The 15368-nt window shown below is 64.4% G+C and carries 15 protein-coding genes and 1 pseudogene; 7 read left to right on the top strand and 9 right to left on the bottom strand.

Going from position 1 to position 15368, the window contains the following annotated elements:
• The 5 genes and pseudogenes from SE91_RS29710 to SE91_RS36670 form a co-directional block, all read left to right on the top strand.
• Positions 1 to 635 (top strand): annotated as a pseudogene (locus SE91_RS29710) (helicase-related protein); the annotation flags it as partial.
• Positions 636 to 719: 84 nt separating this feature from the next.
• Entirely contained in the window at positions 720 to 977 is a 258-nt protein-coding gene (locus SE91_RS29705) for an RNA-binding S4 domain-containing protein (RefSeq protein WP_082813867.1), read from the top strand.
• Positions 978 to 1109: 132 nt separating this feature from the next.
• Entirely contained in the window at positions 1110 to 1448 is a 339-nt protein-coding gene (gene fdxA, locus SE91_RS29700; protein WP_008542246.1) for a ferredoxin FdxA, read from the top strand.
• A gap of 344 nt (positions 1449 to 1792) precedes the next feature.
• The gene (locus tag SE91_RS29695) at positions 1793 to 2602 is read left to right on the top strand and encodes a CarD family transcriptional regulator (protein ID WP_082813866.1); all 810 of its coding nucleotides are present in this window, start codon (positions 1793 to 1795) and stop codon (positions 2600 to 2602) included.
• Between the two features lie 360 nt (positions 2603 to 2962).
• Entirely contained in the window at positions 2963 to 3205 is a 243-nt protein-coding gene (locus tag SE91_RS36670; RefSeq protein ID WP_156489852.1) for a hypothetical protein, read from the top strand.
• 172 nt (positions 3206 to 3377) lie between these two features.
• On the opposite strand, the gene SE91_RS29690 is transcribed toward SE91_RS36670, so the two are convergent.
• From SE91_RS29690 to cyoA, 7 genes are read right to left on the bottom strand one after another with little or no spacing between them, the layout of a single operon-like run.
• Complete coding sequence (locus tag SE91_RS29690; RefSeq protein ID WP_061850179.1) at positions 3378 to 3911, bottom strand: response regulator transcription factor; 534 nt, start codon at positions 3909 to 3911, stop codon at positions 3378 to 3380.
• Positions 3901 to 5304 carry an ATP-binding protein gene (locus SE91_RS29685; RefSeq protein ID WP_008542254.1) on the bottom strand — a complete coding sequence of 468 codons (1404 nt, stop codon included), beginning with the start codon at positions 5302 to 5304 and terminating at the stop codon, positions 3901 to 3903. Before SE91_RS29685 ends, SE91_RS29690 begins: the two co-directional genes overlap by 11 nt.
• The gene (locus SE91_RS29680) at positions 5276 to 6127 is read right to left on the bottom strand and encodes an SURF1 family protein (RefSeq protein ID WP_061850178.1); all 852 of its coding nucleotides are present in this window, start codon (positions 6125 to 6127) and stop codon (positions 5276 to 5278) included. Before SE91_RS29680 ends, SE91_RS29685 begins: the two co-directional genes overlap by 29 nt.
• On the bottom strand, positions 6124 to 6504 hold the full coding sequence (gene cyoD / locus SE91_RS29675) for a cytochrome o ubiquinol oxidase subunit IV (protein ID WP_008542264.1): 381 nt from the start codon (positions 6502 to 6504) through the stop codon (positions 6124 to 6126). Before cyoD ends, SE91_RS29680 begins: the two co-directional genes overlap by 4 nt.
• A complete protein-coding gene (cyoC, locus tag SE91_RS29670; RefSeq protein WP_061850177.1) occupies positions 6501 to 7130 on the bottom strand; it encodes a cytochrome o ubiquinol oxidase subunit III in 630 nt (209 codons plus the stop codon). The genes cyoD and cyoC overlap by 4 nt, the downstream gene beginning before the upstream one ends.
• Positions 7131 to 9128 carry a cytochrome o ubiquinol oxidase subunit I gene (gene cyoB, locus SE91_RS29665; protein WP_061850176.1) on the bottom strand — a complete coding sequence of 666 codons (1998 nt, stop codon included), beginning with the start codon at positions 9126 to 9128 and terminating at the stop codon, positions 7131 to 7133. It lies immediately after the preceding gene.
• 11 nt (positions 9129 to 9139) lie between these two features.
• Positions 9140 to 10300: a ubiquinol oxidase subunit II gene (gene cyoA, locus SE91_RS29660; RefSeq protein WP_061850175.1), complete on the bottom strand. Its 1161-nt coding sequence runs from the start codon at positions 10298 to 10300 to the stop codon at positions 9140 to 9142.
• A gap of 181 nt (positions 10301 to 10481) precedes the next feature.
• Here cyoA and SE91_RS29655 point away from each other — a divergent pair, with 181 nt between their 5' ends.
• Positions 10482 to 11810 (top strand): MFS transporter, encoded by a 1329-nt coding sequence (locus SE91_RS29655; protein ID WP_061850174.1) that lies wholly within the window; start codon positions 10482 to 10484, stop codon positions 11808 to 11810.
• A 121-nt stretch (positions 11811 to 11931) separates the two neighbouring features.
• Here SE91_RS29655 and SE91_RS29650 read toward each other — a convergent pair whose 3' ends face one another.
• Both SE91_RS29650 and SE91_RS29645 read right to left on the bottom strand, forming a co-directional pair.
• Entirely contained in the window at positions 11932 to 13323 is a 1392-nt protein-coding gene (locus SE91_RS29650) for a M48 family metalloprotease (protein WP_245318625.1), read from the bottom strand.
• A 133-nt stretch (positions 13324 to 13456) separates the two neighbouring features.
• Complete coding sequence (locus SE91_RS29645) at positions 13457 to 14227, bottom strand: thermonuclease family protein (RefSeq protein WP_197489535.1); 771 nt, start codon at positions 14225 to 14227, stop codon at positions 13457 to 13459.
• A 376-nt stretch (positions 14228 to 14603) separates the two neighbouring features.
• On the opposite strand from SE91_RS29645, the gene SE91_RS29640 reads away from it, so the two are divergent.
• A partial coding sequence (locus SE91_RS29640; protein WP_156490071.1) for an ABC transporter substrate-binding protein occupies positions 14604 to 15368 on the top strand: 765 nt, incomplete at its 3' end.

The following is a 15368-nucleotide window of genomic DNA, read 5'->3' as shown; positions in this document are numbered from 1 at the left end:
CCGAGACCGCGGCCGTTGAAGCCGCCGCATCGCCCGACGCGGCCGCGCCGGAAGCTGTGGCGACGGAGGCTGCGGCAACGCCGGCAGAGCCGGAGCTGGTCGAGGTCTGGCGTCCCGGCGGCCGTCACGAGGACCGTAAGCCGCGCCACGAGCGCCATCGCCATCAGCGTCATCACAACCATCAGCGTCCGCAGGCCGGAGCAGAAGCTGGTGCTGCGGCGAGCGCCGCGCCCGGCGAAGCCGCAGATGGCGAGAAGCGCGGGGAGCGCCATCGTCATGGCGGCCATCGCAAGGACTTCCGCAAGGGCCGCGAAGGTGGCGGCGAGGGCGCGCCGCGTCCCGAAGGGCGCGACGACAGGAATCGCCGGTTCGAAGGCAAGGACCGCGACAAGGATCGCGATCGCAACCGCGACAACAAGGGCAAGTTCGGCGGCGATCGCGACAAGGGTCGCGAGCACCGCGGTGGCCGCGACCGCGACAAGGGCCGTGATCGTCGCGATCGTGAGTCCGGGCCCTCGCTGCGTCCCTACGCCTCGAGCGCGAACCCGCGCGAGCGCGATCGTCCCGCCGATCCGAACTCGCCCTTCGCCAAGCTCGCCGCGCTGAAGGAGCAGCTCTCGGGGCGCAAGGAGTAACATAGCGTTTTCAAGCGAAGTGCGGAGCGGTTCGCGTGAAGAAAACGCGTCAAAAGGAATAAGGCGACGACCGAGCGGCAGCGCATCGACAAATGGCTGTGGCACGCGCGCCTGGTGAAGGCGCGCACCTCGGCGGCCGAGCTCGTCGTCACCGGCCATGTCCGCGTCAACGGCGTGCGCGAGACCTCGCCGGGACATGCGATCAAGCTTGGCGACGTCCTCACCGTTGCGCTCGATCGCACCGTGCGCGTCTTGAAGGTCACCGCCTTCATCGAGCGCCGCGGCGATGCCGCCTCGGCGCGCGTGCTCTATGAAGAGCTCGGAGATGCAAACCGCAATTAATTGCGCGTCGCATTCATTTCTTGGCCGCTCAAACGCGCACAAGTGTCATGATCGGGCCTTCCCGACCTTGCAGCGCCGGGCCATCCGCGCTACGCAAGCCGCGACTTTTAAAAGAGCTTTTCGGAGCGTTGGATGACTTACGTCGTCACTGAAAACTGCATCAAGTGCAAGTACACCGACTGCGTCGAGGTCTGCCCGGTCGACTGCTTCTACGAGGGTGACAACATGCTCGTCATCCACCCCGACGAGTGCATCGATTGCGGTGTGTGCGAGCCGGAATGCCCCGCCGACGCCATCAAGCCGGACACGGAACCGGGCCTGGAGAAGTGGCTCGGGGTCAACGCCGACTACGCCAAGAGCTGGCCGAACATCACCCAGAAGAAAGAATCACCTGCCGACGCCAAGGAATTCGACGGCATGGAAGGCAAGTTCGAGAAATATTTTTCTCCGAACCCCGGCTCTGGAGACTGATACAGGCCCAAACTTAACCCTAATAGCGTCGCTTCTGCCGAAAACCAGCCCTCAAGACCCCTAAATCATTGATTTTTGCGGGAAATGTGCTATATTAGGCACATTAAGCCGAACCCCGTCAGCCCCGTAGGCCCCTCTGGGTTCCCGTGAAACCAAATGTCGAACAGGGGCGTGGCAGTTTCCGCGCGCAGGCTGTGTCACAGAAAACGCGTAAAAAGAGTACTTCAGCGAGGGCTTCCCATAAGGAGGCCAAAAAAGTCGCCGCGGCCAGCCGTAGCGCATCCAAGGGTCGGACCGCGACGAAGGCGCCGGCTGCAAAGTCCTCGAAGAACAAAAGAAGCGCAATGCCTAACAAGTCTGCCAAACCGGCCGCGAAAGCGACCGTTGCCAAGCCTGCTGCTGCCAAGGCCGCTCCTGCGAAGGCTCACGCTGTCAAGCCCGTCGCGCCGAAGGCTCCCGTTGCTGCTGCGCCTGCCAAGGCTCCCGTCGTTGCCAAGCCGGCCGCCAAGCCCGCTGCTGCGCCGAAGGTCGAGGAAAAGAAGGTCGTGACCCAGCGTCAGGGCTTCAAGGCCAACGAATTCGTCGTCTATCCCGCTCACGGCGTCGGCCAGATACTGGCCATCGAGGAGCAGGAGATCGCCGGTGCCAAGCTCGAGCTGTTCGTCATCAACTTCATCAAGGACAAGATGACGCTGCGCGTTCCGACCGCCAAGGTCGCCAATGTCGGCATGCGCAAGCTGTCCGATCCGGCGCTGGTCAAGAAGGCGCTGGAGACGCTCAAGGGCCGCGCCCGCGTCAAGCGCACCATGTGGTCGCGCCGCGCTCAGGAATACGAAGCGAAGATCAATTCGGGCGACATCGTCGCGATCGCGGAAGTCGTGCGCGACCTCTACCGCTCGGAGTCGCAGCCGGAGCAGTCCTACAGCGAACGTCAGCTCTATGAAGCGGCGCTGGACCGCCTGTCCCGCGAGATCGCGGTGGTGCAGCACTCGACCGAGACCGAAGCGGTCAAGGAGATCGAGGCCCAGCTTGCCAAGAGCCCGCGCCGCAACGCCAAGGCGGAGGCCGCCGAGGGCGAGGGCGACGCGGATGCCGAGGGCGATGCTGACGATAGCGATGGCGACGACACCACCGTCGCCGACGAGGCCGCGTAAGCGTCCGCGCGTCGATCGCAACAATTCAAAAGCCCGGCCGCTCGGCCGGGCTTTTTGTTCGATGATGCCGTTTTCGCAAGGTCGGCGAAAGTGGAGCCTACTGCCTCCTTCTTCGTCTCCGTCGGAAAAGCAGAAGGGCTGCTCTCACCCAGTTCGCATTCGTGCTGACGCCCATCGCACCAGACATCGTAATGCCATGGCTCGCGTGCGGGCCAAATCCGCTGATCGCTGAGGTCGAGCAACATTTCACTTTGTGGTGACGGAGAACCGCTGCGAGTACCGCGAACGCTTAGGTTGTGCTATAGGCTGTAACGCTACAGGGGCTAAATCTGGCGGGCCAAAACCTAGGAGGAGCTACCCATGACAGGAAAACTGCTCGTTGCTATCGCGATCGTGACTCTCTCGGCTTCTGCCGCCTCGGCAGCGCATCACCGTCATCACCACGCACTGAACCCAGCTGCTACTCCTGCATCTCCGTCTCCAATGGGATGGACGGGCGGGCCGACCAGTAGCGATCACGCCATGTACCTGCAGAATCTCCACGACTCCGGCTACAATCCGAAGAACGACCGCGACGCCGCCGGAAACATGGCGGCGCAATAGCGGAGCCATTGCCGATCGTCGTCATGTTGGCGATGTCGTCTGCCGACGCTCGGACAGCGAGCGCGGAAGCGTAGGCCGCAGTTCGAATCCTTCGCGCGTGGCGGATTGCGTTTCCGCATTCGCATGGCCGGCCGCCGGATTGCCGGCGGCGAATCCGCCTTGTGAAGACGGCCTACTTCACCGGCCGCTTCTCGAGCTTTCGTGCCAGCGTGCGCCGGTGCATCCCCAGCCGCCGTGCGGCTTCCGAGATGTTGAAATCCGTCTCGATCAGGGTCTGGTGGATTCGCTCCCATTCCAGCGTCTTGATCGAGGTGGGGCGCGCATCGAGCGCGACCTCGGCGTTGCCTTCAGCCTTTTGGAAGGCGGCTTCGATGTCGTCGGTGTTCGACGGCTTGGCCAGATAATGGCAGGCGCCGAGCTTGATGGCCTCGACGGCGGTGGAGATGCTGGCAAAGCCCGTCAGCACCACGATCAGCATGTCGGGGTCATGGGTATGCAACAGCTCGACGCAGGCGAGCCCGGAGGCGCCGCCGAGCTTGAGGTCGACCACGGCGTGGCCAAAGGAGCGCTCTTCGAGCACCTTGCGCACCTCATCGATCGAGGCGGCCAGCACGACCTCGTAGCCGCGGCGCTCGAACGAGCGCTTCAGCGTGCGGGCGAAGCCCGAATCGTCCTCGACGACGATGAGCGAGCGGTCAGGCGTCAAAATTCCCTCCGATCGCGAGCGTTGCCAGCGGTAGCGTGAGGCGCACGGTGGCGCCGCGCTTCCTGTGATTTTCGGCGGTGACGGTGCCGCCCAATTTGCGCAGGACGTTCACCACCAGGAACAGGCCCAGTCCGCCGCCGGCGCGGCCCTTGCTCGACTGATAGGGCTTTCCAAGCTGGGCCAGCATCTCCGGCGCGAAGCCGGGGCCGCGGTCGCTGATCGACAGCACGAGGTTGTCGGCCTCGCGTTCGGCGACGAGTTCGACCCAGTCGCGCGAGACCTCATAGGCGTTGTCGAGCACATTGAAGATCACCTGCTTCAGCGCGACATCGGAAGCGATCGCGACGTCCTCGCCGAAGGTGTTGACGAAGTAGAGCGTGCGGGCCGAGCGCGCGTCGCGCCATTCCTCCACCAGCGCGGTGACGAAGGCCGTCACCGTCGTCGGCGAGGAGCCTTCTCCGCGCGCTTCGCCCGCCGACACCAGGATTCCCGTCACGATCGACTTGCAGCGCTGGAGGGAAGTTTCCATTTCCGCGAGGTCTTCGGCGAGCTCCTGATCGGCGGCAAGATCCGGCATGCGGCGCCAGTCGCTGAGGATCACCGAGAGCGAGGCGAGCGGCGTGCCGAGCTCATGTGCCGCGCCGGAGGCGAGTAGACCCATGCGCACGATGTAATCCTGCTCGGCCGCATGCTGGCGCAGCGCCGCCAGGTGCGCATCGCGCTGGCGCAGATTCCTGTTGATGCGGGTCACGAACACCACCAGCAGCACGGCATTGAGGACGAAGCCTACGAGCATGCCGATGACGGTGAGCGTATAGGTCTCGCTGAACGGGTTCGGCGGCAGATCGAGCGGACGGTAGGCGAGCGTCAGCCAGACGAAGCTCGCGCAGGTCAGCGCCACGAGCGACCAGGTCGAGCGGGCGTCGAGCAGAACCGCCCCGAGCGTCACCTGGAGCAGGAATAGCGAGGTGAAAGGATTGGTGGCGCCCCCGGAGAGGTAAAGCTGCGCGGTCAGCGCGGCGACATCCAGCATCAAGGCGACCAGGAGCTCGTTGTTGGTGATCGCTGAGCGATGGCGCACCCAGACCAGGCTGGAGACGTTGAGCAGCACCAGCGCGCCGATCACCACGCCCATCCGTTCCAGCGGCAGGGGTATGTCGAGCCCGAAATGCACGGCACCGATGGTGACGATCTGGCCGACCACCGCGATCCAGCGCAGCTGGATCAGCAGCGCCATGTTCTTGCGGTTGGTCTCGTCATCGGTGGGAGCTGCACCAATCAGCTCGCCGCGCGCGTCCGCCTGCGGCTGTCGGGTGACGGCGAGCGCGTCACGCGCAAGCGTTCGGAGAAGTGTCTTCCCGCCGTCAGTTCTGCTCGACGATCGTTCCAGCATCTGATCCCGTCCTGCGGCGAGCGGCATCGGGGCCGCCATCCGGGTCTTGGACGACACGCCTGCGACGGAACAGCCCGCCGCCGAATGTGACGAAAAGCCGGCCGGCCAGCATGAAAGCCAGGGCAAACCACGTCAGCGCGTAGATCAGGTGGTTATTTGGAAAGCGGATCACGGTCAATCCGCCGATCGGGCCGCCCGCAATTTGTGATCTGGCGTCGGCATCCACGAAGAAGGGCGCGACCTCGTAGAGGCCGCGCGCCGCCGCGATCGCCGCGACGTCGCGCGAGTACCAGCGGTTGTGCTGCGGCACGTTGGTCCGGAGGAATCCGCCCTTCGGCTCGGTAATGCGAAGCAGGCCGGTGATCTCGACCGGGCCTTCCGGATTGCCGTCCTTGCGCGTCGATGCGTCGCGGCGCTCGGACGGCACGAAGCCGCGGTTGATCAGAACCTGCGTGCCGTCGTCGCGCTGAAGCGGCGTCAGCACCCAATAGCCGGGGCCTTCCTCGGTGACGGCCTGAACCAGCGTCTCGCGGTCATGCAGGAAGCGGCCGGCGACGTTGACATGCCTGTATTCGTCGTTCGCGGCGGCGACCGCAGGCCATGAAGCCGGCGAGGGGATCGGCACCGCAGGGGCATGAACGCGCTGCTCGACGCGGTCAATCAGCGCCAGCTTCCAGGCGCGGCGCTCGATCTGCCAGACGCCGAGCGCGATCAAGACGACAAAGGCCGCGAGCGACAGGACCGTGAGCCAGACGGGCGGCGTCGGCGCGACTCTGTCCCGCGTCCCTTCGGCCCTGCCCGTCACAGCCCTGATTTCGCTCACTTCATTCCGCTCATCTGGTGCATGGGCATCATGTTGCTGTTGAGGTGGTGCATCACCCACAGCGAACCGGACAGCGCGATCACCACCATGACCACGGTGAAGATCAGCGCCATCATGCTCCAGCCGTTCTCGGACGTCGTGTTCATGTGCAGGAAGTATATCATGTGCACGACGATCTGCACGACCGCGAAGGCCATGATGACCAGCGCGGTGATCTGCTTGCTGGGCAGGGCGCCGCTCATCACCAGCCAGAACGGGATCGCGGTGAGCACGACCGAGAGCACGAAGCCGAGCATATAGGTCGAGAACGTGCCGTGGGCGTGGCCGTCACCGTGATGATGGTCGTCGGCATGGGCGGCGTGAGTATCGGTGTTCATCGCAGAACTCCCAAGAGATAGACGAAGGTGAAAACGCCGATCCAGACCACGTCGAGGAAGTGCCAGAACATCGACAGGCACATCAGGCGGCGGCGGTTGGCCTCGATCAGGCCGAACTTCTGGACCTGCACCATCAGCGTCACCAGCCAGATCAGGCCGCAGGAGACGTGCAGGCCGTGGGTGCCGACCAGCGCGAAGAACGCCGACAGGAAGGCGCTGCGCTGGGGCGTCGCACCCTCATGGATCATGTGGGCGAACTCGGTGAGCTCGATGCCGATGAAGGCGAGGCCGAACAGACCGGTGATCGCCAGCCACATCTGCGTCTGCGCGAGCTTGTTCTGCTGCATCGTCAGCATGGCGAAGCCGTAGGTGATCGACGACAGCAGCAGCATCGAGGTGTTCAACGCGACCAGGTTCAGGTCGAACAGGTCCTTCGGCGCGGGGCCGGCGGCATAGTTGCCGCCGAGCACGCCATAGGTGGCGAACAGGATCGCGAAGATGAGACAGTCGCTCATCAGGTAGATCCAGAAGCCGAGCGAGGTGCTCCAGCCTTCCGGATGGGGATGCTCGTCGGCGAGGTAGAAGACCGGCTCGCCGGTCTGCGAGGGATGAACAGCGACAGTCATTTACTTGGCTCCGGCGAGCAGCTTGGTGCGCGCGTCCTCGGTCCGGATGACGTCTTCAGCCGGGATGTCGAAGTCGCGGTGATAGTTGAAGGTGTGACCGATGCCGACGGCGAGCATCGCGATGAAGCTCACGGCCGCCAGCCACCAGATGTACCAGATCAGTCCGAAGCCCAACGCGGTGGCAAGGCCGGCGAGGATGATTCCGGTGCCGGTGCTGCTGGGCATGTGGATCGGCTTGAACCCGGTGAGCGGACGCTGGTAGCCCCGGCGCTTCATGTCCCACCACGCGTCATTGTCGTGAACGACGGGCGTGAAAGCGAAATTGTAGTCCGGCGGCGGCGAGGAGGTCGCCCATTCCAGCGTGCGGCCATCCCAGGGATCGCCGGTGACGTCCTTGAGTTGCTCGCGCCTGAGCAGGCTGACCGCGAACTGCATCAGCATCGAGAGGATGCCGATGAGGACGAAGACGGCACCGATCGCGGCGATGACGAACCAGATCTGCAAGGACGGATCGTCGAACACGCGCAGCCGGCGGGTCACGCCCATCAGGCCGAGCACGTAGAGTGGCATGAAGGCCAGGTAGAAGCCGGTCACCCAGAACCAGAACGACATCTTGCCCCAGAACGGATCGAGCTTGAAGCCGAATGCCTTCGGGAACCAGTAATTGATGCCGGCGAACGCGCCGAACACCACGCCGCCGATGATCACGTTGTGGAAGTGCGCGATCAGGAACAGGCTGTTGTGCAGCACGAAATCGGCCGGCGGCACCGCGAGCAGCACGCCGGTCATGCCGCCGAGCACAAAGGTCAGCATGAAGGCGATGGTCCACATCATCGGCAGTTCGTAGCGGATGCGGCCGCGATACATCGTGAACAGCCAGTTGAACATCTTCGCGCCCGTCGGGATCGAGATGATCATCGTGGTGATGCCGAAGAACGAGTTGACGCTGGCACCCGAACCCATCGTGAAGAAGTGGTGCAGCCAGACCAGGTACGACAGGATGGTGATGACCACCGTGGCGTAGACCATCGAGGTGTAGCCGAACAGCCGCTTGCCTGAGAAGGTCGAGGTGACCTCCGAGAAGATGCCGAATGCCGGGAGAACCAGGATGTAGACTTCGGGGTGGCCCCAGATCCAGATCAGGTTCACGTACATCATCGGGCTGCCGCCGAAATCGTTCGTGAAGAAGTTGGTGCCGACATAGCGGTCGAGCGACAGCAGCGCGAGCACGACGGTCAGAACGGGGAACGAGGCGACGATCAGGATGTTGGTGCAGAGCGAGGTCCAGGTGAACACCGGCATCTTCATCATGGTCATGCCGGGGCACCGTAGCTTGACGATGGTGCAGATCAGGTTGATGCCGGATAAGGTCGTGCCGACGCCGGCGATCTGTAGCGCCCAGATGTAATAGTCGACGCCGACGTCGGGACTGTAGCCGATGTTCGACAGCGGCGGATAAGCCAGCCAGCCGGTGCGGGCGAATTCGCCGATGAAGAGCGAGGCCATCACCAGCACCGCGCCGCCGACCGTCATCCAGAAGCTGAAATTGTTCAGGAACGGGAACGACACGTCGCGCGCGCCGATCTGCAGCGGCACGACGTAGTTCATCAGGCCCGTGACCAGCGGCATCGCCACGAAGAAGATCATGATCACGCCGTGGGCGGTGAAGACCTGGTCGTAATGATGAGCGTTGAGATAGCCTTCCGAGCCGCCAAAGGCGAGCATCTGCTGGCCGCGCATCATCAGCGCGTCGGCGAAGCCGCGCAGCAGCATCACGATGCCGAGGATCATATACATGATGCCGATGCGCTTGTGGTCCACGGTGGTGAACCATTCACGCCAGAGATAGCCCCAGAGGCGGAAATAGGTGAGCGCTCCGAGCAGCGCGGCGCCGCCGAGCGCGACCACCACGAAGGTACCGACGACGATCGGCTCGTGCAGTGGCAGCGATTCGAAGCCGAGCCGGCCGAAGATGAGCTTGAGAAGATCAGGAGACATGCGGGATCTCGTTAGGAGTCTGATTTCGGACGCTGTCCGAGGAAGAAAAACGAGGACTTCAGCGGCGTGAACGACGGCCGCTTCAGACCGGCGCCGAGCAGCGGCGTCGTGTCGGTGGGCGCCGCGATGGAGGCGGTGGTCCTGCCCTGCGGCGCATCCGGCGTGCAGGCGCCGGCGACGAAGCTCGGCTCCGGTCCGAGCACGGTGCCGCGGCGGGCGTACTTGTCGTAGGCCAGCGGAAGCGTGTTGTTCAGGCCCTGATGGCCGGCGCCGCCCTTGGCGTCGATCGCCATCATCTCGCTCTGGCACATCTTGCCGGTCTCGACGCACATGTTGAGAATCAGGCGGTAGAGATCGGCATCGACGGTGCCCCAGCGGCGCACCGGCTCGTTCTGACTGGGCTTTTCGAGCTGGAGATATTCGGCGCGGCCGAGCGAGCCGCCGGCCGATTTGGCGCTGGCGATCCAGGCGTCAAAGCCCTTCTCGTCGAGGCCCTGGAATTTGAAGTGCATGCCGGAGAAGCCGGCGCCGCTGTAATTTGCCGAGAAGCCCTTGTAGGTGCCGGCGTGGTTCACGACGGCGTGGAGCTTGGTCTCCATGCCCGGCATCGCATAGATCTGGCCGGCGAGCGCGGGGATGTAGAACGAGTTCATCACCGAGGACGCCGTGATGCGGAAGGTAATCGGGCGATCGACCGGAGCTGCGAGCTCGTTGACGGTGGCGATGCCGTAGTCCGGATAGATGAAGAGCCACTTCCAATCGAGCGCGACGACATCGACCTCGAGCGGGGCCTTGGATTGGTCCACAGTGCGCTCGGCATGGATGCGGCCGAGCTTGCGGTAGGGATCGAGCAGGTGTGTGCCCATCCAGGTCAGCGCGCCCAGGCAGACGATGATCAGAAGCGGCGCCGACCAGATCACCAGCTCGAGCTTGGTGGAGTGGTCCCAGTCCGGCTCGTAGCGGGCCTCGGTGTTGGACTGGCGGTAGCGCCAGGCGAACAGCACCGTCAGCGCCATCACGGGCACAACGATCAGGAGCATCAGGACGGTGGAGATGATGACGAGGTCGCGCTGTTGCGCGGCGATGTCGCCGGCCGGCGCCAGCACGACGTAGTCGCAGCCACTCAGTGCAGCAGCCAGGGGTAGTAGCGCCAGAATCTTGAGACGAGACACGGGCCGAGCCTTATGAGAATGAGTTTCCTTTGTGGGGTCAACGGGTAGCTGCGGCGCAACAATCCGGACATTGGACAATTTGTCCAATGTTGCAGTGCGGAATGTTGGATCAGACAGAGGCAGCTGCCTGGCCTCTTGCCGGGCGGCAGGCTTTGGTTTTCAGGACGTTAAGGGTGCGCGAATGGCGACGGCACGGACCCCCGCAATGACAGATCTCGCCACCGGCGAGCATGGCCACGACCAGGCCAGTCCCGGCGAGATCGCCATCGGCGTCATCATCGGCCGAACCTCGGAATTCTTCGACTTCTTCGTCTTCGCGATCGCTTCGGTGATCGTATTCCCTCGCCTCGTATTCCCGTTCGCGAGCGAGCTGACCGGTACCCTCTATTCCTTCATGATCTTCGCGCTGGCCTTCATGGCCCGGCCGATCGGCACCGTCATTTTCATGACCGTCGACCGTGCCTACGGCAAGACGGCCAAGCTGATCTCGGCGCTGTTCCTGCTCGGCACCGCCACCGTCGCGCTGGCGTTCCTGCCCGGCTATCACGAGATCGGCGTCGCGGCGATCTGGCTGCTGGCGCTGGCGCGCATCGCGCAGGGCCTGGCCTGGGGCGGCGCGTGGGACGGCATGGCCTCGCTGCTGGCGCTGAACGCGCCGCCCTCCCAGCGCGGCTGGTACGCGATGGTGCCGCAGCTCGGGGCGCCGCTCGGGCTGATCGTGGCGAGCGCGCTGTTCGCCTATTTTGCCGGTCTCCTCTCGGCCGAAGATTTCTTCGACTGGGGCTGGCGCTATCCGTTCTTCGTCGCCTTCGCCATCAACGTCGTGGCGCTGTTCGCGCGCCTGCGCATGGTGACCACGGAAGAATACGCCTCGTTGTTCGAGACCCGCGAATTGCAGCCCGCGCGCATCTCCGAGACGGTCGCGCGCGAAGGCCAGAACATCATGCTCGGCGCCTTCGCGCCGCTCGCGAGCTTCGCGCTGTTCCACATGGTCACGGTATTTCCGCTGTCCTGGGTGTTCCTGTTCACCCGCGAGAGCCCGGTGCGCTTCCTGATCATCGAGATCGTCGCCGCCGTGTTCGGTGTCGTTGCGATCGTGCTCTCCGGCATCATCGCCGACCGCGTGGGGCGCAAATCGCTGCTGATGGGATCGGCGATCGCGATCGCGATCTACAGCGGCTTTGCCCCGCAGCTGCTCGACGCCGGCGCGTTCGGGGAGACCATCTACATGGTGATCGGCTTCATCCTGCTCGGCCTGTCCTTCGGCCAGTCCTCCGGCGCGATCGCCTCGAACTTCAGGCAGACGTATCGCTACACGGCGTCAGCCCTGACCTCCGACATGGCCTGGCTGTTCGGGGCCGGCTTCGCGCCGCTGGTGGCGCTGCTGCTCGCCACCAATCTCGGCGTCATCGCCTCGGGCGCGTATCTGTTGTCAGGCGCGTTCTGGACCCTGCTCGCACTCTGGCTCAGCGGCCAGCGCGAAGCGGGGGATATGGATGCGGGGCGCTGATCAGCACGGAGCGTGTAGGGTGGGCAAAGGCGCGTAGCGCCGTGCCCACCATCTTGCGACGATCGCGATAGAGAAGCGGTGGGCACGCTTCGCTTTGCCCACCCTCCGGCAGCGGTGCTCGTCAATCCGCCACGATCTTCACGCGATCCCTCACCTTCACCTGCGCGGTGCGATCGAGGCCGTTCAGCACGCGGAAGCGTTCGGCGGGATGGTCGACGCCGGACATGCGGTGGGAGAGCGATTCCACGGTATCGCCGGGCTGCACGGTGATGACCTTGATGCGCAAGGGGCGCGCGGCCTGGATTTCCTCGAGGGTCAGGCGGCGGAATGAATTGACGGTCTCGCGTGCATTGCGCTCGCTCTCGGTCGATTTCTGCCGTGTCGCGAAGATGAAGCGGTAGACGTCGCTGCCGAAGCGCAGCGCGTAGACCTTGAACTGCCACTGGTCGCCCTTGGCGGTGGCGGACGCGGCCGGGAAACCGTTGACCGTGATATCCTCGGTCGACGCCTTTTCGACGCCTTCCATCCAACCGGAATTCAGGTAATCGCCGAGCGACTGCTCGGCCGGCACCCGCACGACGTCGAAGCGCATCGCCTGCGAGCCGCCCTCGCGCACGCCGATCACGGCCTGCGCGGTGTTGTCGAGCGTGAAATTGTCTGGTGCCTGGAAGGTGAAGCCGAGCTTGGGATGCAGGAATCTGCGGCCGCGCACGAAACCTTCGCTGGGGTCCTCGCCATAGACGAGGTTGTCGATCGCGGCGAGATAGCTCTCGCGGTCGCGCTCGGCGCCCTCAGGGGCCGCATATTGCCGCGCAATCGCCTGCGCGTTCTGCACGCGCTCCGGCGTTGCCGGATGCGAGGAGGTGAAATCCTGCGCGCGCGGATCGAGCGAGTTCTTGCCGGCCTTGAGCTCGGCATTGCGCTCCATCGCCGAGAGGAAGCGCGCCGCGCCGTAAGGATCGAAATGCGCCTTGGCGGAGATGCCGACGCCGATGCCGTCGGCTTCGATCTCCTGCTTGCGCGAGAAGCTCGCCATGGTGAGCTTGGTCTTGGCGAGCGCGAGCGCGGTGAGATCGGGATCGTTGCTCATGTCGGTGACGACGCGGGTGACGATCGCGGCCTGGCGGGCCTGGTCCTCGCGCATCGCGGCGTGCTTAGACAGCACATGCGCCATTTCGTGGCTGAGCACCGAGGACAATTCCGACGTATCGCTGGCAAGCGCAAGCAGCCCCCGCGTGACATAGAGCTGGCCGTTCGGCAGCGCGAACGCGTTCACCGCGCCGGAATTGAGGATGGTGACCTTGTAGCCCTGGTCGGGCCGGTCGGAGGCCGCGACCAGCCGGTCGACGGTCTTGCTGACCAGCGCCTCGAGTCTGGGATCGTCATAGGTCCCGCCATAGCTCGCCAGGATGCGCTCATGCTCCTTCTCGGTCGCCGGGGTTTGCGCGACGGCGGGCTTGGGCTTGGGCATTGCCACGGCCGGCGGCGCGGCAGCGGTCTGAAACCGGCCCATGTCGCCGCAGCCCGCCAGCGCCGTGCCCAGGACAAGGCAAAGCACGGCCGGCGCAGCCCGCAGGCGGCGGCCATCACCTCGTACGTGCTGTTCTAGCACCCCATTCACGTCGCTTAACCCGTGCCTGGCCCGTTTAGGGCCTTACCCCTGTCGGCTCGCTTGCACCCAGCAACTCGACCTGTCCTACGAGACGCAGATCAATCCGCGGCCCCGTATTCCCCACGATCCAGCCCCGGACTCGAATACGCTTATTCTCCAAGGACTTGAGGGCTATTCCGGCGCTCTCGAACGCCGGTAACGTGCGCCTTGAAATAGTCGCCGCAAAGCCGCGTGTCCAGTTCCGTCCGAAGTTGAGGTAGGTTGTTGCCCCAGCTTGCCGGACGGACAGGACTTTGCCCTCGACCACCACAAAGCGCCCGATCCCCGCCAAAATATCGTCCGGACTTTCCGCGTTTTTTATGGCCGACGGGTCAGCCCAGCTGCCCATTTTTTGGCGCCGCGCCTCGGCCTCCGACGCCATCAGGGCGGTCGCGCAATCCTTGTCGGTGATCTCCGCGGACACGAGCGCGTCGCCTTGGGCCAGCAGCATGGCCTGCACCGAGGTGTCGTTTTCACCGACGAAGACCAGCGCGCCCTGGCGGCCATAACGGTCGGGCGTGTCGTCCGTGCTGCGGAGGATGACGTCGCGGCCGAGGATCAGCGACGTCAACGCCTGCTTGGCTGTCGCTGCCGGCTCGATGCCGGCGAGGCGGATCTCGCGGCCGTCATCGAGACGCACGCTGCGGCCATCGACGATCGCGGCGACGCGGGACTCGCCTTGCGACTCGAACTGACACGGCGCGGCGAACGCGTGGTTCGACGCGATCAGAACGAACAAGACGATGAGATGAAGCCGTCGCGTCACGTGACCCGGAGAGGTTGCGTTGCGCGCTTACCTTAACTCATGCGGGGTTGGGCGCGAAGAGGCTTCGTCACACTCCGTCATTGCGAGGAGCACTTGCGACGAAGCAATCCAGACTCCCTCGGCAGAAAGATTCTGGATTGCTTCCGCCTTCGCCCGAGGCTTCGGCGGACAAGTCGCTGCGCTCGCAATGACGGGGGTAGAGTTCTCCGTATCTCACCATTCCGCTTTGCGGAAAACACGCGCGGCAATCGCGCGCTCTCAGCACTCATGCTTGCTGCGCTCTTGCGCATACGGCATGATTGCGGCAATTGCGACAAGCCAAGAGCAATAACCAAGCCGCCACCAGAGCACGGTGCGATAAGGGAGATCTTTTTCGATGAAGCATATTCTGTCGGGCATTTTTGCTGCGTCGCTTGCCCTCAGTGCGAGTGCAGTGCAGGCCCAGGACAAGCCGCCGCTGAAGATCGGCGGCATCCTCGACATGTCGAGCCTGTATGCCGACATCACCGGCCCCGGCAGCGAGACCGCGGCCAAGATGGCGGTGGAGGATTTTGGCGGAGAGGTGCTCGGCCGCAAGATCCAGGTGCTGGCGGCCGACCATCAAAACAAGGCGGATCTGTCCGCCAACATCGCCCGCGACATGCTCGACAATCAGGGCGTCGAGATGATCTACGACGTCGCGGCGTCCGCGACTGCGCTCGCCGCCGGCGAGATCGCCAAAGCGCGCAACAAGATCATCATGTTCAACGGTCCGGGCTCGATCCGTCTCACCAACGAGGCCTGCGGCCCCTACACCATCCACTACGTGTTCGACACCTACGGTCAGGCCAACTCGACCGGCCTCGCAACCGTGAAGTCGGGCCTCGATTCCTGGTTCTTCCTCACCGCCGATTACGCCTTCGGGCAGGATCTGGAAAAGGACACCAGCGCCGTCGTGACCAAGACCGGCGGCACGGTGCTCGGCAGCGTGCGCCATCCGCTCAACACGTCGGACTTCTCGTCGTTTCTGCTTCAGGCGCAGGCGTCCAAGGCCAAGGTCATCGGGCTCGCCAACGCCGGCGGCGACACCGTCAACGCCATCAAGCAGGCGGCCGAGTTCGGCATCACCAAGGGCGGCCAGAAGGTCTCGCCGCTGCTCGCC

Origin of the sequence: Bradyrhizobium sp. DOA1 (assembly GCF_001593325.1) — a bacterium.
In the GTDB taxonomy this organism is placed as follows: domain Bacteria; phylum Pseudomonadota; class Alphaproteobacteria; order Rhizobiales; family Xanthobacteraceae; genus Bradyrhizobium.
Note: the sequence above shows the minus strand (reverse complement) of the source record. Positions and strands in the feature narration are given on the sequence as shown.